The following is an 18,097-nucleotide window of genomic DNA, read 5'->3' on the forward strand; positions in this document are numbered from 1 at the left end:
TCACACCCACGTCCTGGGGCGGAAACGGTTGGCCCGCTCCACCAATTCGATCCTCTCCTCGCCTCGCTGGGCGAGTCTGGCGAGTACACGGTACGAGCGCTCCAATCCGAAGCGCAGCCCGCGCTCGTCCAGGTTGCTGCCGAGCAGAGGCGGTCTGTTGTGTCCCGGGGGCGCCCCGCTGCTGCCGGACAGTACCCAATCCAGGGCGCTGCCCAGGACCTCCGTACGCAGCCGCTCGCGCCGCACCGCGTCCAGACCGAACTCGCCCAGCCGCTCGACCTGGACGGCCGAGGCCGTCAGATCGCTCAGCAGGGCGTCGTACGGGGCGCGCTGGCGCAGCCGGGCCCGTACGGCGGCGACCCGCGCCGCCGTGTAGTGGATCGAGGACTCCGGCACCGACTCCAGGGCCCGCACCGCGCCCGGTCGGTCCCCGGCGCACAGCAGGACCCGGGCGAGGCCGAAGGCGGCGCTCACGAAGCTCGGGTCGGTGGCCCAGACCAGCCGGTAGTACTCCGCCGCGTTGTCCAACTGGCCCAGCACCTCGGCGCAGACGCCGAGCGCCAGCTTCGGCGCGGGCTCGCCGGGGAACGCGTCGTAGACGGCGTCGAAGGAGAGCGCGGCCGTCTCGCGGTCACCGGTGGCCATCGCGTGCAGCCCCCGGTACCAGACGATCCGCCAGTCGTCGCTGTACGCGGCCTCCAGACCGGTGAGCGCGACGCCCGCGTCATGCTCCTCGGCCAGCTCCAGCTGGGCGCGCACCCGGCGCAGCCGCAGCTCGACCGAGTCCACGGGCGCGGTCCGCAGCGCGGCGCTCACCTCGGCGGGGTCGGCGGCCAGCAGACCGGCCAGGAACCCGGCGTTGGGGTCGTCGGAGTCCACCAGCGGCACCGGGAGCGCCAGCGCGGTGGCCCGTCCGTCCAGTGTGGTGATGGCGGGCAGCGGCAGGGCCAGCGGGCCCGGTGGGCGCTGCGCGGGGATGAGGGGCGCGGTGCTGCCGCCGCCGACGGACCGGGCGCCCAGCAGGGACGGATCCTTTCCGTCGTCGGCGAACAACTCGGTGTCCACGACGCGCGGCTCCGGCCCGAAGAGCGTGGACAGGGCCGGCCTCGGCCGCCCGGTCTGCAGCGCCACGACCTCCCGCAGCACCCCGGTCAGCTGGTCGGCCATCTCCCGCGCGGAGGCGAAGCGGCGCCCCGGGTCGGGGTCGGTGGCCCGCACCAGCAGCCGGTAGAAGGACTCATAGCGCCGGAAGACCTCGATGTGCTCGGGGTCCGGCAGGCTGTCCACGTAGACGTTCGTATAGCCCTGGAAGTCGAAGGTGAGCACGGCCAGGGTGCGCGCCACCGTGTAGAGGTCGGAGGAGATCGACGGGCCGGCCTCGGAGATCTCGGGGGCCTGATAGCCGACCGTGCCGTAGATGGGGCTGTCGTGGTCGTCCATCCGCCGGACCGCGCCCATGTCGATCAGCTTGAGCTGGTCCTGCTGCTGAATGGCGTTGTCGACCTTGAAGTCGCAGTAGAGCAGATTGCGGCTGTGCAGATGGCCGAGCGCCTCCAGCGCCTCGATGCCGTAGGCGCACGCCTGCTCCACCGGCAGCGGATCGCGGCGGCCCTCCGTGGTGCGGCGGGCGTTGGCGATGTCCTTCAGGGACTTGCCGCCCACGTACTCCATGACGATGTAGCCGTCGAGGCTGCCGGTGCGCTGGTCGAGGTGCTCGACGAAGTTGTAGATCCGGACGATGTTGGAGTGCTCGATCTCGGCGAGGAAGCGGCGCTCGGAGACGGCGGCCGCCAGCGCCTCCTCGTCACCCGTGTCCAGCAGGCCCTTGAGGACCACCCAGCGGTCCGACACCGCGCGGTCGATGGCCAGATAGATCCAGCCGAGCCCGCCGTGCGCCAGACAGCCCGCGACCTCGTACTGGCCGTGGACGATGTCACCGGAGTTCAACTTCGGTACGAACGAGTACGGATGGCCGCACTTGGTGCAGAACCCCTCCGTACGGCCCGGCCGTTCGCCGCGGGCGCGGCCCACCGGGGCGCCGCAGTCCCCACGGCTGCAGAACCGCTTGCGCTCGGGGACCTCGGGGTCCGCCAGCACCGCCGTCCGCGGATCGGGGCGCGGCACATCGGGGACGCTGACCAGACCGGCGCCCAGGGCGTTCCGCCCCGAGGAGGCCGAGGTGGCGGAGCGGGAGCTGCGCACCGAGACCGAACGGGACGAGGTCCGCCCGGACATGGAGCGGGACAGCCGCCCGGACACCGAGCGCCGGGACGAGGAGGAGCGTGCCGAACGCGACCGGGCCGAGGCGCCGGACGAGGAGTCCCAGCCGGTCGCCGAGGAACCCGCGCTCCGCGCCGAGGAATCCCCGCTCCGCGCCGACGAGCCCTCGCTCCGGGACGGGGAACTTCCCCCCGGCCCGGCCTGGCCGGTGATCCCGGTGGGCGGTGAGGCCACCATCCCCTGCGGTGAGACGACCGGGGCCATACCGCAGACATCGCAGTACAGCTCGCCTCCGCCCACGTCCTCGTAGGACCCGCCGCAGTCACGCCGCTGGCAGGCGACGACCGCCGCATTCATTCCGTGCCTCCCTCGATGCCTTGCCCGGCCGGGCCCGTCTGGCGTGGCACCAGGGCCTCGGCCGCCGCCCGCTGGTAGCGCAGCACGGCCTGCTCGGCCGCCCGCAGATCGCACGGGGCGCTCCACAGCATCCGGCGGGCCACGTCATACCGCTCCACCAGGAACGGATCCTCCGCCATGCCATGGCGGGCGACCTTCGCCTTGTACGCGTCGAGACGGCCGCGCAGCTCGGCGCGGACCGCGAGCGGCGCGGTGACCGCGGTCAACGACTCGCGGGCCCGCAGCAGCTCGTCGTCGGCGCGCTGCTCCAGGCTCTCCAGCAGTGGCGACAGCCGGTGCCACTGCGAGCGCCTGCGATAGTCGGCGGCGGCGACCAGCTGCTCGTGCAGCACGGTCGGCGGGCCGCTGACGGCCGGAACCTCCGATGCCGCGATCTTCGCGAGCACCTCACCGCGCGCCTGGCGCGCCTCCGCCAGGGTGCGATCGGCGCGGGAGAGCACATCCCGCAGCCGCATCAGCCGCCGCTCGGCGTCCTGCCGCACATCCAGGACCGCCTCGATCTCCCGGCGCACATCCTCCAGGGCGCGGGCGGCGCGGTCATAGCGCTCGGTGTCGGGGCTGCCGCCGCCGGGCGCGGAGCTGCCGCTGGCCGGTTTCCAGAAGGCCAGCGGGTCGGAGACCACTTCGGCGCGCAGCGCGGTCAGCTCGGCGGTGATCTGCTCCAGATCGTCCCCCGAGGGGTGCTCACCGGGGCGGACCCCCACGGAGTGGGCGAGCGAACGGGTGCGGTGCAGCTCGGCGGAGAGCATGTCGATCCGGGCGGGCAGCGCGGACCATATGGCGTCGGCGCTGACGATGACGTCGATGGCCTCCGCGTACCAGCGGTTCATCCGGTCGACCAGCCGGTCAAGACCCAACTCCTCGCTGAGCAGCGGCGAACCGCCGAGGGTGGCGCTGCTGGGCAGGGTGATCGCCGTGCCGCACAGCAGCTCGGTGAGCTCGGCCAACTCGTCCTGCGTCGGCCAGCGGTGACGGGAACGCACCTCACGGGCCCGGGTGAGGGCCTCGGTGTACGCGTCGAAGTAGCTCCACAGGAGAGAGATGGCCTGCTCGGTGGTGGACCAGCGGTCCTTGGTGACGCCCGTGAGCTCGGCGCCCTCGAGAAGCCTTCTGCCCGCGTGGTCCTGGAGGGCGAGCAGCGAGGACTCGATCGCCTCGTGTTCGGCGGCGAGCTTCGCCAGTGTGCGGTCCACCTCCTCCCGGCCCATGACCGGGCCGTCGGGTGCCCCCGCGAAACTGGGGAAGGGTCCCGGGACCCCCATCGATCACCTCTCCATGTCCGTAACCGTTATGTGATCCGTCTGCTGCGTCATCCCTACGCGTGTGAGGCGGGTGCTAATCCTTGCCGGTCCGTGATCCTTGCTCTCACCCGATGTGTCCGGGTCCGTCGTGCACGTGCGCGCGGGTCCTCGTCCGCGCCGGTCCTCGTCCCCGCTAGTCCTTGCCCGCGCTAGTCCTTGTATTCGGGGGCGGGCGGCGTCGGGTTCTCCTGCGCCGTGCTGAAGTCCTTGGCGAGCCACTTCTGGTAGGCCTGCATCCAAGGGCTGCCCGCCCCGCCCTGGCGGTAGTTCTCCAGAACCTTGTTGACCCGGCGTACCAGGTCGTCGTCGTCCTTGTTCATCGCCACGCCGTAGAACTCATCGGTGAATCGCGAGCCGACCAGCTTGACGGAGGGGTCCTGGGCCGCCTGGCCGGCCGCCAGCGCATTGTCGGTGATCACCGCGTCCACCTGGCCGAGCTGCAGTCTGACCAGGCAGTCCAGCTGGTTGGGGACGGGCTTCACCTTGATCGCGCCCAGATGCTCGGCCCCGGTGTCGGGCTTGTCCAGCTCGGCCTCGGCGGTGGAACCCTGCGCGGTGCACACCTTCTTGCCGCGCAGGGTCTTGTTGTAGCCGGTGATGGACGAGTCGTCGGGGACCAGCACCTGCTGCCCGGCCTGGAAGTACGCGGTGGAGAACGCCACGTCCTTGATCCGGTCGCAGTTGATGGTCATGGTGCGCACCACGACGTCGACCTTGCCCTGCTGCAGGGCCTTGATCCGCTGACTGGTGGGTATGGTGCGGAAGATGACCGCGTCCGGATCGCCGAAGATGTCGTCGGCGATGGCGCGCACCAGGTCGATGTCGAAGCCGGTGAGGTCGCCGGTGGCCGGATCGCGGTATCCCCAGCGGTAGCTGTTCTGGTCGACGCCGGCGATCAGTTTGTTGAGCTTGTGCCCGTTGACCTCACGGTTCTTGATCCGCTTGATGGCCGGGCCGCTCGCACTGGACGGGCGCAGGCTCGCCTCGGGATCGCGGCAGCTGTCCGCCGCCGCGGCCTCGGCGCCGGTCCGCACCGTATGCGGCTGCCGGGCGCCGCCCTTGGCGTCGCCGTCCCCGCCGTCGTCCATCACCGCCGGGACCGCGATGGCCGTGGCCACGCCCAGAGCGCATACCGTCACCGCGGCGGCCGATCGCAGCGATCGCATGCTTCCGCCCCCCATCGTCCTCATCGGTACTCCGACAGTCTGCGGCCTATGCCCAGCACCGCTCCCGCGGCTCCCAGCACGGCCAGCACCCCGGCGCCCAGCGCCATGGCGGTGAACGCGCCGCGTCCGTCGTCGGCGGCCTGCTGGAACTCCCGCTGCTCATGGTCGAGGGCCTTGGCCAGCTGGCTGTCCACCGCGTCGAAGGACTCGCCCGTGCTGCCCTCGGCGCCGATGACCTTCGTCAGCGCCGTCTTGTAGTCGCCCCCGTCGTCGGCGGCGCGGGCGGCCTTGTGCCGCACCTGCCACTCGTGGACCCGGCCGCCGGCCTTCTCCACCGGCTCGCGGCCCTCGTCGTCGTCCGCGAGGGCGCGCGCCTTGTCCAGCAGGCTGCCGTCCGAGGGACGGTCGCCGGACGCCTTGCCCACGAGCGCGGACATCCGCGAGCCGTAGCTGACCTCGTAGGCGTCCTTGCCCTTGTTGGCACCGTCCTCGTCCACGACGACCGCGCCGCGCGCCACCAGGGTCAGGTTCTCGTCGGCGCGGGCCCGCAGGGAGTCGATCCGCGCCTCGTTGAGCACCTGGAGGGACTTCGCCCCGTGGTCGTTGGAGTCGCTGAGCTGGGTGCTGGCGACCGCGTGGCCGACCACCAGCCACAGCATGACCACCGTGGAGGCGGCCGTGGCGGTGAGCAGGCCCCGGCTGAGCACCCGGTTGGTCCGCTGGAACTCACGGCGCTGGGCCCAGCCCAGCGCGCCCAGGGCGACCAGGCCGGTGGCGATCGCCACCCATGGCCATGCCTCGGCGTCCTCGTAGTCCTCCCCGAGACGGGCGGTCTCCGCCTGGTAGAGCCTGCCCGCGGCGGGCAGCAGCTTGTCGCGCATGGTGTCGTTGGCATAGCGCAGATACGCGCCGCCCAGCGGCAGCCCCTGGCGGTTGTTGGCGCGCGCGGAGTCGATCAGACCGGTGTAGACCGGCAGCAGCTGATTGATCTTCTGTATCTCGTCGCGGGCGGAGGACGAGCCCTCCGTATTGGCCGCGGCCCGCACCAGCAGCTTGGACGCGGTGTCGATGTCCCGCACGAACCGCTGCCGGACCTGGGGAGGCTCCTGGCCGCCTGCCAGGAAGCCTCCGGTGGCCGTGGTGTCCGCGTCGGCGAGGGAGCGGTAGATCTGCGCCGCGTCGGCGCTCAGCGGCTGGCTGCGCTCGGCCACGGCGTCCGCCGCGGTCTGCCGGTCGGAGACCTGCCAGGCCGTGACCGCGCCGAACGCGATCACCAGCGCGGCCAGCACCGCCCCGATGACGCGCAGCCGGCCGGGCTCGGTCGTCGCCGCCGCCCGCGCCCGGTCGAGCCCCTCAGCCCACGCGGTCCGCGGCGGGGCCGCGGGCGCGGGCGGCGGTGCGGCTCTGCCGGTGGTCGGCGGGTATGACACAAGACCTCCCCCTTGGCCCGGATTCCTGGATGGTGTCGCGGTCGGTGTCGCAGCAGTATGGACCGCGGCGCCAGGAGAGGTCACCGGTCGAGCCTGGATCTTGTTCGGATCGCGATCTTCCCTCCCCTTTTCATTACGCTTCGGAAGGACTTTCGGTTCCACTTTCCGCGTCATCAGCTGCGGAGTCGTCGTCGGCCGGGGCGGTGTCATCGGCCGGGGCGGTCTCGTCGGCCGGGGCGTAGTGGGCGCGCAGCCGGGCGTACGCCGATTCCGGCGCGCCGGTGCGGTCCAGGCCCAGCAGCGCGGCGCCGAGCACCGGCGGTGCGGTGACCACCCGCGGCTCGGCCTTCGGGGCGCGCTCCGCGAGCAGTTCGCGGATCCGGTCGTCCAGCAGCGGATGGCGGGCCGCGAGCACCCCGCCGCCCAGCACCACCGGGGTCTCCTCGCCCAGCAGGTCGAGCCGGCCGAGGGCGACCACCGCCATGGTGACCACTTCCTCCGCCTGGCGGTCGACGATCGCCCGCGCGATCTCATCGCCTGCCCCGGCCACCGCGAAGAGCACCGGCGTCAGCTCATGCCGCCGCCCCGGCTCCAGACGGCCCAGATGCAGCGCCTCGATCAGCTCGTACATGGTGGTGAGGCCGAAGCGCGCGGGCAGGGCGCGGGCCAGTTCGGTCGGCTCGCCGCGGCCGTCTTCCGCCCGCGCCGCCCACCACAGCGCCTCCTCCGACAGATAGCCCCCGCCGCCCCAGTCGCCGGAGATCCGGCCGATGGCGGGGAAGCGGGCCACCCGGCCACCGTGGCCGATCCCGGCGCAGTTGATGCCCGCGCCGCAGACCACGGAGACGCCGGTCGGCTCGCCGTCGTCCCCGACCCCGGCCCGCAGCAGGGCGAAGGTGTCATTGGCGACCGTGACGGTGGCGCCCCAGCCGCGCTCGGCCAGGACGCCCGTCAACTCCTCCTCCTCGCTGGGCAGATCGACGTTGGCCAGACAGGCCGAGACATGCCCCGCGGACGGTGGACCGGACCGGCCCGCCTGCCGCGCCACCTCCTCCACCAGCGGCGCGAGCGAGCCGACGGCCTGCTCGGCGCCCACGACGGGCGGCCGGAAGCCGCCGCCGCGGGCCGCGCCGAGGACGGAGCCGTCCGGGCCGATGAGTGCCACATCCGTCTTGCTGTTGCCCGCGTCGATCGCCAGCACCGACCCGTCCGGCGGGGAAGCGGACGAGGGGGAGGACGACGAAGGGGAAGGAGAGGGGGTCGATACGGACTGGGTCAGGCCCACGCCAGATGCTCCCGGTTGTGCGCGATGAGGTCGTCGGTCAGCTTCTCGGCGTATTCGATCTGGCCGATGAGGGGGTGGGACAGCAGCGCCTGGAAGACCCGCTCCCGACCGCCCTTCAACGCCGCCTCCAGCGCCAGGTGTTCGTACGCGGTGACATTCGCGACCAGACCGGCGAACAGGGGCTCGAGGGGGCGCACGGGCAGTGGCTTCGCGCCCTGCGCGTTGACGGCCGCCGGGACCTCGATCACCGCGTCGTCCGGCAGGAAGGGCAGCGTGCCCTCGTTGAACGTATTGACGATCCGCACCTCGCCGGTGTCGCCCAGCAGGGACGAGGTCAGATCGACCGCCGCCTCCGAGTAGAACGCCCCGCCGCGCTTGCCGAGCAGCTCGGGCTTCTCGTCCAGCGCCGGATCGCCGTACATCTCCAGCAGCTCCCGCTCGATCGCCGCGACCTCCGCCGCCCGGGACGGCTTGCTGCGCAGCTCCCGTACCACCGCGTCGTGCTGGTAGTAGTAGCGCAGATAGTAGGAGGGGACGACGCCGAGCCGGCTGACCAGTGTGCGCGGCATCCGCAGGTCCTCGGCGATCGCCTCGCCGTGCTCCGCGAGCAGCTTGGGCAGCACATCCTCACCGTCGGTGCCGCCGACGCGCACCGCGCGCTCCCAGGTGAGGTGGTTGAGGCCGACGTGCTCCAGCGTCACCTCGCCGGGGGCCACGCCCAGCAGCTTGGCGAACTTCCGCTGGAAGCCGATGGCCACATTGCACAGGCCGACCGCCCGGTGCCCGGCCGTGAGCAGCGCGCGGGTCACGATCCCGACCGGGTTGGTGAAGTCCACGATCCAGGCGTCGGGGTTGCGGCGGCGCACCCGCTCGGCGATGTCCAGCACCACCGGGACCGTGCGCAGCGCCTTGGCCAGTCCGCCCGCGCCGGTGGTCTCCTGGCCGACACAGCCGCACTCCAGCGGCCAGGTCTCGTCCTGGTTCCGCGCGGCCTGGCCGCCGACGCGCAGCTGCAGCAGGACCGCGTCCGCGCCGTCCACGCCCGCGTCCAGGTCGTCGGTCCAGGAGATGGTGCCCGGGTGGCCCTGCTTGGCGAAGATCCTTCGCGCCAGCCCGCCGACCAGCTCCAGCCGGTCGGCCGCCGGGTCGACCAGGACGAGCTCCTCCAGCGGGAGCACGTCCCGCAACCGGGCGAATCCGTCGATGAGTTCGGGGGTGTAGGTGGACCCACCCCCCACGACTGCGAGCTTCAACCCTTGACTCCTGTCAGTGTGACGCCTTCGACGAAGGCTTTCTGAGCGAAGAAGAAGACGATGATGACGGGGGCCATGACGAGCAGGGTCGCGGCCATCGTCAGATTCCAGTTGACGCTGTGCGCGGTCTTGAAGCTCTCCAGGCCGTAACTGAGCGTCCAGGCGCCCGGATTCTGCGAGGCGTAGATCTGCGGGCCGAAGTAGTCGTTCCAGCAGTAGAAGAACTGGAACAGCGCGACGGCCGCGATCCCCGGCTTGGCCATCGGGATCACGATGCGCAGCAGCGTGCCGAATTCGCCGCTGCCGTCCACCTTCGCCGACTCCAGGTACTCCCGGGGAATCGTCAGCAGGAACTGGCGCAGCAGGAAGATGGAGTACGCGTCGCCGAACGCCATCGGGATGATCAGCGGCCACAGCGAACCCGACAGATGCAGCTGCTGGGCCCAGACCAGATACATCGGTATCACGATCACCTGCGGCGGCAGCATCATCGTGGAGATGACCAGGATCATGGCGGTGCGGCGGCCGCGGAAGCGGAATTTGGCCAGGGCGTAGGCCACCGGAATGGAGGAACAGACGGTGAAGAGGGTGCCGAGCCCGGCGTACATCAGCGAATTGCGCCACCAGTCCAGAAAGCCCGGGGTGTTGAAGACATCGGCGTAATTCGACCAGTTCCATTCGGTGGGCCACAGGTCGCCGCTCAGCGCCTGGCCGTCGCTCATCACCGAGGTCAGGAAGACGAAGACGAAGGGCAGGATGAAGAAGAGCGCGGCGGCGATGGCGACCGTGTGCACGGCGATCCAGTGCAGCGCGGCGCGGCGGCGGGCGGCGGGGGCGGGGGAGCGTCCGGCGGCGGGGCGCGCGGGCGCGGACGGCGCCGAGAGGGCGGTGGTGGCGGTCATGGCGAATCGGTCCTCTCAGTCCTCGGCTCAGTCATCGGCCGACAGCAGCCCGGCACGCTTGCGCATCAGCAGCGTCGTCACGGCCATCGCGATCGCGAACAGCACGAGCGAGAGCACGCAGGCGGCTCCGGTGTTGAAGTTCTGGAAGCCGAGCGAATAGACGAGCTGCGGCACGGTGAGCGTGGAATGGTCGGGATAGCCGGGCTGGATGACCGATCCGGGCCCGACGCTGACCCCGGAGGCGAGCTTTCCGGCGACCAGCGCCTGGGTGTAGTACTGCATGGTCTGGACGACACCCGTCACGACCGCGAACATCACGATCGGGGTGATCGACGGCCAGGTCACATAGCGGAACTTGTGGAACGCCCCGGCGCCGTCCAGGTCGGCCGCCTCGTACTGCTCCTTGGGGACGTCCAGCAGGGCCGCCATGAAGATGACCATGAGATCCCCGATGCCCCACAGGGAGAGCAGTACGAGGGACGGCTTGGCCCAGTCCGGGTCGTTGAACCAGTTCGGCGCGTGGATCCCGATGCTGCCGAGAATGTCGTTCACCGGGCCGGTACCGGGATTGAGCAGGAAGACGAAGGCGACGGTGGCCGCCACCGGAGGGGCGAGATACGGCAGATAGAAGGCGGTGCGGAAGAATCCCACCCCGGACTTCACCTTGGTGACCAGCAGCCCGATTCCCAGGCCGAAGACGACCCGCAGCGCGACCATGACCACGACCAGCCAGAGCGTGTTCCACAGCGCCGGTCCGAACAGCGGCATCTGCTCCAGCACATAGCGCCAGTTGCGCAGCCCCACGAAGGTCGGGGCCTCGATCTGGTTGTAGTGCATGAAGGAGAAGTAGACGGTGGCGACCAGCGGATAGCCGAAGAAGACGGTGAAGCCGACCAGCCAGGGGGAGAGAAAGCCGAGGGTGCGCAGCCGCTCGCGCCGGGCTTTACGGCGCAGGGCGGGGGCGTTCGTCAAGGTGGCCATATCGCACTCCGTCAGTTCTGTGCCTGGAGATTGTCGGCGTCTATCTCGTCATCGAGTTTTCGTAGCCCCGCGTTCAGATCGTGCACCTTGCCCGCCTCGACGCCGTAGGAGAAGTCCTGCAGCGAGGTGACGTACTGGCCACCGTTGATGGAGGGCGGCAGGGCGGTGCTGTAGCGGTTCTGCGCGATATCGAGGAAGGCCCGGAAGGTGGGATCCGAGTCCAGCTTCGGGGAGGTGAGCGCCGCCTTGGTGGACGGCACATTGTGAATGGCGTTGGCGAAGGAGACCACCTGATCGGTGTTGGCGGTCAGGAACTTCACCAGCTCCCACGCGGCGTTCTGATGGGTGCTGCTGTGTGCGATGCCGACCACGGTGCCGGTGAGATAGCCCCGGCCATAGGTCTCGGGCCGGTCGTCGGGCACGGGCAGCGGGGCGGTGCTCCATTTGAACTTCGCGCCCTTCATGAAGAGCCCGCGCCATTCGCCGTCCATGTGCATCGCGAGCTTTCCGGTGAGAAAGGCGTTCTGGGACGACATCTCATCGCCGAAGGAGGTACGGAACGTCTCCAGCGGGCCGTACCCGCCCTGGCTTCGCATCAGCTCCGCGGTGGTGGCGTAGAAATCCTTGGCCGCCTTGTCCTTCGCCAGCCGCGCCTTGCCGTCCTTGTCGAAGTACGTGGGGCCCCACTGGGCGAGGAACCGGTCCGGGCTGTTCTGGTAGAGCCGGAAATTGGGCATGAAGCCCACCCGCTCATAGCCGCCGCTCTTGGTGCGCTTGGTCAGCTTGACGGCGTCGCGCCGCAGCTCCGACATGGTGCGGGGCGGCCGCTTGATGCCCGCCTCGGCGAAGGCGTCCTTGTTGTAGTACATGCCGTACGCGTCGGCGAGCAGCGGGAGGGCGCACTGGGCGCCCTGATAGCTCGTGTAGTCCAGCAGCGTTTTCGGGAAGACCTTGGTCTTGTCCAGGCCGGTCTTCTTCATGAACGGATCGAGGTCCACCCACATCCCGGAGGAGCAGTACTGCCCCACATTGTTGGTGGTGAAGGAGGAGACGACATCGGGGGCGTCGCCACCGCCCGCCCGCAGCGCCTGGTTCACGGTGGCGTCGGTGACATTCCCGGTGGCCTTCACCTTGATATTGGGGTGGAGCTTCTCGAACCGGGCGATGCCGGCATCGATCGCCTTGACCTCGCTGTCCTCCGACCAGCCGTGCCAGAACTTCAGCGTGACGGGTTTGGTCGGATCGTCCTCGGCGCTGCCGGTACTGGGATTGGCGCAGCCCGTGAGGAGCAGGGCGCCGGCGCTCAGTGCTGCGGCGAGAGCGGCCAGTTTTCGTGCCATGGGCAGACTTCCTTTACTGCGGTACGAGGGGACGGCAGGGGAAGCGGCGGTGAGGGGCGCCGGACAACGGACAAAGGGGAGAGCGGACACATCTCGGGGAGAGCGGGCAAGGGGGAGAACGGACAGCGGGAAAGAGAGGACATACGGGGTGGTGGAGCGGCGCCCGGTGACTCAGGCGTCGAACCGGGCGGTGTCGAAAACGGTCTGACGGGCATCGGCGACCGCCGTCCGCAGCGCGCCGATGAGAATCGGATCCCCCTCGATCTCACTGATCCGCAGCTGCGGGCTGGGCAGCGCGAGACCGGTCATCTCGGCCTCGACCAGCTGACGCAGCCGGTCCCCGCCGGCCTGTGCGACCTCACCCGAAAGGACGACCAGCTCCGGGTCGACCACGGCGACGACGGAGGCCAGCCCGGTGGCCAGCCGGCGGGCCAGCTCGGTCAGCACCTCGTCACCCGGGCCGGGGGTGCGCAGCGCGGTGGCGAGCGCCTTGGTGGCCGTGGGTGCGTCGATCCCGTGGTCGCGGGCGAGCTCCACGACGGCGGGCGAGCCGACCAGCTTCTGGAACCCGCCGCCCCCGTCCGGCCGGGCGGCGGCGTCCGGTCCGCCCCGGGCCAGCGGGGCGCCCGGCAGCGGCATGTAGCCGATCTCCCCGGCCCCGCCGGTGGCACCCCGCAGCAGGGTGCCATGGAGCACGATGGCCGCGCCGACCCCCTCGTCGGCCCAGACCAGCGCGAAGTCGTCGAAGTCCTGGGCGGTGCCGTGGTGCTGTTCGGCGATGGCGGCGAGGTTGACGTCGTTCTCGATGACGATCGGCGTGTGCAGCACCTCGGCCAGGTCGTCCCGCAGGGTGCGGGACTGCCAGCCGGGCAGATGCGGGGCGTAGCGCAGCGTCCCGGTGCGCGGGTCGAGCGCGCCGGGGGTGCCGATCACGGTGGAGTGCAGATCGTCCCGGCCGAGCCCGGCGGCGGCCAGCGCCCCGTCCACCGCCTCGGCGACCAGCTCCCCGGTCCGGTTGGTCACGCTCGCGTCGGTCGCCGGGGCCGTCACCCGGTGTTCACCGACCACCTGGCCGGTGATGTCGGCGACGGCGGCGGTGATGCCCTCCTGGTCCACGGCGAGCGCGGCCACATGGGCGGCGGCCGGATCGATCTCGTACAGCTGCGCGTTGGGCCCCGGGCGTCCGGTGACGTTCCCGGTGGTGCGGACCAGGCCGACGGACTCCAGGCGGGTCAGCAGCTGGGAGGCGGTGGGCTTGGACAGCCCGGTCAGCTCCCCGAGCCGGGTCCGGGTGAGCGGTCCGTGGGCGGCCAGCAGCTCCAGTGCGGTGCGGTCGTTCATGGCGCGGAGGACGCGGGGGGTCCCGGGTGTGCCGCCCTGCGTATTGCTGCCGGGTGATGCGGCCATGGTGGTGCCCCCGTCTCACTCTGTTAAGAAAGTTTCCTATTGATGAATAGCAAGCTAGGGGGCGGACCGGGGCGGCGTCAATGGGTCAAAGGCGGGCTTTCCTTGGCGGGTTCTTGGCGAAGAGATGGATCATCCATGTACCTGGCATGGACAAGTCACCGTAAGAGTGGCCTCCGGTGGGGTGACTGTGATCGTCAGCCCCCACTGTCATGCGACGACTCGAATCGCAAGGGGGCTAGGTGAGATCTATTTCTTCCCGGGAGCGCACGGCCCGTTCCAGAAAGCGCACGGCCCTGGGGCTGGCGGCGGCGCTGCCGTTGGTGGCCGGTGCGCTGGCGCTCGGCATACCCACGGCCCAGGCCGACTCCGCACCGCACGGCCGTGACACCCTGAACGGCACCAAGCCCGCCTGGGCGACGGCGCGTTCGGACCGCGGCGCGACCGATGACGGCAATAAGGTCACCGCGCGCGTCTATCTGGCCGGACGGGACGCCAAGGGGCTGGCCGACTACGCCAAGGCCGTGTCCGACCCCTCCTCGCGGGACTACGCCAAGTTCCTGTCGGCCCGGCAGACCGAGGCACGTTTCGGACCGACACGGCAGCAGAAGGACACCGTGACCGCCTGGCTGAAGGGCGCCGGGCTCGAGGTCACCGGTGGCAACCAGCACTATCTGTCGGTCACCGGCGAAGTCTCCGCCGCCGAGCGGGCGTTCGGCACCCAGCTGCACAACTACACCAAGGACGGCAAGGTCTACCGGGCGCCGTCGAACGCGGCCACCGTGCCCGCCTCGCTCCACGGCGCCGTGCTGACCGTCGTCGGCCTGGACAACGCGCCCAAGCGGGCCAAGCACGACGAGACCCTCCCGCCCCCCGGACCGGTCTTCAAGAACGCCGGGCCGTTCTCCTCTTACTACGGCTCCCGCACCGACCGGAGCCTGCCCTCGGCCTACGGCGCCAAGCAGCCGTACGCGATCAAGGGGTACACCGGCAAGCAGCTGCGCGCCGCCTACGGCGCCAAGAGCCGCCACACCGGTAAGGGCGTCACCGTGGCCATCACCGACGCCTTCGCCTCGCCCACCATCGCCGCGGACGCCGCCCAGTACGCCAAGCGCAACGGCGACCCGGGCTACCGCAAGGGCCAGTTGACGCAGGTGCTGCCGGCCGACTACCGGTACACCGAGGAGTGCGACGCGAGCGGCTGGTACGGCGAGGAGACCCTCGACGTCGAGGCGGTGCACGCGGTGGCGCCCGCGGCCGACATCACTTACGTCGGCGGAGCCTCCTGCACCGACGACGATCTGCTCGACTCGCTCGCCAAGGTCGTCGACAACCGGCTGGCCGACATCGTCTCCAACTCCTGGGGCGATGTGGAGGCCAACGAGACGCCGGACGTGGCCGCCGCCTACGACCAGATCTTCCAGCAGGGCGCCGTCGAGGGCATCGGCTTCTACTTCTCCTCCGGTGACAACGGCGACAACGTGGCGTCCACCGGCACCAAGCAGGTCGACACCCCGGCCAACTCGGCGTGGGTGACGGCGGTCGGCGGCACCTCCCTGGCCGTCGGCAAGGGCGGAAAGTACCAGTGGGAGACCGGCTGGGGCACCACCAAGGCTCCCCTCTCGGCCGACGGCACCAACTGGGACGCGCTGCCCGGCGCGTACACCTCCGGCGCCGGAGGCGGCACCAGCAAGACCGTCGCCCAGCCCTTCTACCAGCGCGGCGTGGTCCCGGACGCGCTCGCCCAGGCCAACGGCGGCACCGCCAAGCAGCGGGTGACCCCGGACGTCGCGGCCGTGGCCGACCCCAACACCGGCTTCCTGGTGGGCCAGACGCAGACCTTCCCGGACGGATCGCTCCAGTACGGCGAGTACCGCATCGGCGGCACCTCGCTGGCCGCGCCCGTGATCGCCGGTGTCCAGGCGCTCGCCCAGCAGGCGCGCGGCGGCCAGCCGATCGGCTTCGCCAACCCGTCGCTGTACGACCGGTACGGCACCGCCTCGTACCACGATGTGACCGACCACCCGCTGGGCGCCGGTGTCTCGCTGGGCGTGGTCCGGGTCGACTACGTCAACAGCCACGATGACACCGACGGGCTGGTGACCTCGCTGCGCAGCCTCGGCCGGGACAGCTCGCTCCACGCGGTCGTGGGCTATGACGACGTGACCGGTGTGGGCACGCCCGCGGCCGGCTACCTCACCTCGTTCGGCGGACACCACCGCCGCTGAGCGGCCAGGTCGGACGCGGCTCCCGTTCCGTTCCGGGGCGGGAGCCGCATCATGTCCGCCGAGCTCACTTCGCCGCGGGTGGCGGCACCGTCGCGGAGGGGGCGGCGGCCGGACCGGCGCCGGGAGCGATCGGGCTGGCCGCCGCCGACTGCGGCGAGTCCGGGTTGGCCAGCGCCGACGGCGCCGCCGTGGTGGCGCTCGGATCGGTGGCGTCGGTCTGGAGCTCCGGGTCCAGAGGCCGGCCGACGAGCTGGATGCCCGCCTCGTTCAGCGCCTTCTTGATCCGCCAGCGCAGCTCCCGCTCGACGCCGAGCGCCTTGCCGGGCATGGTCCGCGCCGACACCCGGACGATCATCGAGTCCAGATAGACCGCGTCGAGACCCAGGACCTCGATCGGCTCCCAGAGCCGCTCGTTCCACGGCTCCTCCTTGGCCATGTCCACACCGACCTGCGTGATCACGGCCCGGACCTGCTCCAGATCCTCCTCGGCCCGGACCTGGACATCGAGCGCGGCCGTCGCCCAGCCCTGGCTGAGGTTGCCGATCCGCTTGACCTCGCCGTTGCGCACGTACCAGATCTCGCCGTTGTCCCCGCGCAGCTTGGTGACGCGCAGACCGACCTCGATCACCTCGCCGGAGGCCACCCCGGCGTCGACCGTGTCGCCGACCCCGTACTGGTCCTCGAGGATCATGAAGACGCCGGAGAGGAAGTCGGTGACCAGATTGCGGGCGCCGAAGCCGATCGCCACCCCCGCGACCCCGGCGCTGGCGAGCAGCGGCGCCAGATTGATCTCCAGCGCGGAGAGGATCATCAGCCCCGCGGTGCCCATGATCAGGAACGAGGCCACGGAGCGCAGCACCGATCCGATCGCCGCTGACCGCTGGCGCCTTCGCTCCACATTGACCAGCAGCCCGCCGAGCGCGGTGCCGTCGACGGCCTGGGCCGTGCGGTTCATGCGGTCTATCAGCTTGGTGATCGCCCGCCGGACCACGGACCGGAGCACGAAGGCGATGATCAGGATCAGGGCTATGCGCAGCCCGATGCCGAGCCAGGTGGACCAGTTCTCCTCCACCCAGCCCGCGGCGTTCGTGGCGCTCTTCTGCGCATCGTCGAGAGTCGTGGGACGAGGCGTCGAGTCAGCGGCCAGAGCAGCGGACCAGAACACAGCAGAAACCCTTCGTATGCGACATGCCCACACGGATCGCCCGCGCACGCAACCTCTCACACAGTAGCCGGGTGCGAGACGCGCCGTTCCTGTGTTCGAGAGCGCGCGAGCGCGGTCAGGGGGCGCGTTCGGGCGGGTCCGGAGGCGGCAATTCCACCGTCTGCCCCGGCCGGGGGCCGTGCGGCGCCACCGGCCGGAGCGGGCCGTGATTCTTGCCACTTCGCGGGGGTATCCCGCTCCCCGCGCACCTCGTGCGCAGGGGCGCCGGAAGCCCGACAGGGCGGTGGTCAAGCGGCCGGTGTCGCCGCCGCGTACGGAGGGTATACGTGCGGTACGCGGAAATGCCTCTCAACCGTTAACCCGGTGATAGTGGCGTTCCGGCCAGGGTTCAGGGGAAACTGGGGGAGATCGTCCCGGCGCGAGCCACGCGCCGCCGGCGTACAAGGAGGCCCCCGTGCCGCATGTCCTGGTCCTCAACGCGTCGTACGAGCCCCTCGGCGTCGTACCGCTCCGCCGCGCGCTCGTACTCGTCCTCAATGACAAAGCCGTCAGCCTCGAGGACTCAGGCGCCCTGATGCACAGCGCTACCAGCGTGATCCCCGCACCCAGCGTCGTCCGGCTGAAGCGCTTTGTGCGGGTGCCCTTTCGCGGCCCCGTCCCGCTCACCCGCCGCGCCCTGTTCGCCCGCGACGGCGGCCGATGCGCTTACTGCGGTGGCGTCGCAACCAGCGTCGATCACGTCATCCCGCGCAGCCGTGGCGGGCAGCACACCTGGGAGAACGTGGTCGCCGCGTGCCGTCGCTGCAATCACGTCAAGGCAGACCGCCATGTCGCCGAGATCGGCTGGCGGCTGCGCCATCAACCGGCGCCGCCGTCGGGCCTCGCGTGGCGGATCATCGGCACGGGCCATAGGGACCCGCGCTGGCTGCCATACCTCCAGGCATACGGCGCGGAAGATGCCATGGCCCGGATCGACGGCAAATCTGCCTGAGAGACCGGGCCATT

13 protein-coding genes are annotated in these 18,097 nt (G+C 70.8%); 2 read left to right on the forward strand and 11 right to left on the reverse strand.

The features are described 5' to 3' along the window. From JK364_RS09180 to JK364_RS09225, 10 genes are all read right to left on the reverse strand, one after another. The gene (locus JK364_RS09180; protein WP_201849467.1) at positions 1 to 2,577 is read right to left on the reverse strand and encodes a serine/threonine-protein kinase; all 2,577 of its coding nucleotides are present in this window, start codon (positions 2,575 to 2,577) and stop codon (positions 1 to 3) included. Further along, on the reverse strand, positions 2,574 to 3,899 hold the full coding sequence (locus JK364_RS09185) for a coiled-coil domain-containing protein (RefSeq protein WP_201849469.1): 1,326 nt from the start codon (positions 3,897 to 3,899) through the stop codon (positions 2,574 to 2,576). Before JK364_RS09185 ends, JK364_RS09180 begins: the two co-directional genes overlap by 4 nt. 188 nt (positions 3,900 to 4,087) lie before the next feature. After that, positions 4,088 to 5,128, reverse strand: coding sequence for a glutamate ABC transporter substrate-binding protein (locus JK364_RS09190; RefSeq protein WP_201849471.1), 1,041 nt, complete (start codon positions 5,126 to 5,128; stop codon positions 4,088 to 4,090). Further along, complete coding sequence (locus JK364_RS09195; RefSeq protein ID WP_201849473.1) at positions 5,125 to 6,534, reverse strand: GlnX family signal transduction membrane protein; 1,410 nt, start codon at positions 6,532 to 6,534, stop codon at positions 5,125 to 5,127. Before JK364_RS09195 ends, JK364_RS09190 begins: the two co-directional genes overlap by 4 nt. 133 nt (positions 6,535 to 6,667) lie before the next feature. Then, positions 6,668 to 7,735, reverse strand: a complete 1,068-nt coding sequence (locus JK364_RS09200) for an N-acetylglucosamine kinase (RefSeq protein ID WP_307841200.1) — start codon at positions 7,733 to 7,735, stop codon at positions 6,668 to 6,670. A 74-nt stretch (positions 7,736 to 7,809) separates the two neighbouring features. Further along, positions 7,810 to 9,072 (reverse strand): 6-phospho-beta-glucosidase, encoded by a 1,263-nt coding sequence (locus JK364_RS09205; protein ID WP_230991637.1) that lies wholly within the window; start codon positions 9,070 to 9,072, stop codon positions 7,810 to 7,812. Beyond that, positions 9,069 to 9,974, reverse strand: a complete 906-nt coding sequence (locus JK364_RS09210; protein WP_201849475.1) for a carbohydrate ABC transporter permease — start codon at positions 9,972 to 9,974, stop codon at positions 9,069 to 9,071. Before JK364_RS09210 ends, JK364_RS09205 begins: the two co-directional genes overlap by 4 nt. A 27-nt stretch (positions 9,975 to 10,001) precedes the next feature. After that, positions 10,002 to 10,955, reverse strand: coding sequence for a carbohydrate ABC transporter permease (locus tag JK364_RS09215; protein WP_201849477.1), 954 nt, complete (start codon positions 10,953 to 10,955; stop codon positions 10,002 to 10,004). Positions 10,956 to 10,966: 11 nt separating this feature from the next. Beyond that, a complete protein-coding gene (locus tag JK364_RS09220) occupies positions 10,967 to 12,295 on the reverse strand; it encodes an extracellular solute-binding protein (protein ID WP_201849487.1) in 1,329 nt (442 codons plus the stop codon). 171 nt (positions 12,296 to 12,466) lie between these two features. Beyond that, positions 12,467 to 13,702 (reverse strand): ROK family transcriptional regulator, encoded by a 1,236-nt coding sequence (locus tag JK364_RS09225; protein ID WP_201849489.1) that lies wholly within the window; start codon positions 13,700 to 13,702, stop codon positions 12,467 to 12,469. Positions 13,703 to 13,941: 239 nt separating this feature from the next. Between JK364_RS09225 and JK364_RS09230 the strand changes: the two genes are divergently transcribed. Next, positions 13,942 to 15,927 carry a S53 family peptidase gene (locus JK364_RS09230; RefSeq protein ID WP_372461932.1) on the forward strand — a complete coding sequence of 662 codons (1,986 nt, stop codon included), beginning with the start codon at positions 13,942 to 13,944 and terminating at the stop codon, positions 15,925 to 15,927. Positions 15,928 to 15,991: 64 nt separating this feature from the next. Here JK364_RS09230 and JK364_RS09235 read toward each other — a convergent pair whose 3' ends face one another. Then, positions 15,992 to 17,092, reverse strand: coding sequence for a mechanosensitive ion channel family protein (locus JK364_RS09235; protein WP_201849491.1), 1,101 nt, complete (start codon positions 17,090 to 17,092; stop codon positions 15,992 to 15,994). A 454-nt stretch (positions 17,093 to 17,546) separates the two neighbouring features. Here JK364_RS09235 and JK364_RS09240 point away from each other — a divergent pair, with 454 nt between their 5' ends. Beyond that, on the forward strand, positions 17,547 to 18,083 hold the full coding sequence (locus tag JK364_RS09240; RefSeq protein WP_201849492.1) for an HNH endonuclease: 537 nt from the start codon (positions 17,547 to 17,549) through the stop codon (positions 18,081 to 18,083). The last annotated feature ends 14 nt before the right edge of the window (positions 18,084 to 18,097 follow it).

The sequence above is a fragment of the Streptomyces endocoffeicus genome, assembly GCF_016741935.1.
GTDB classification, from domain to species: Bacteria; Actinomycetota; Actinomycetes; order Streptomycetales; family Streptomycetaceae; genus Streptomyces; species Streptomyces endocoffeicus.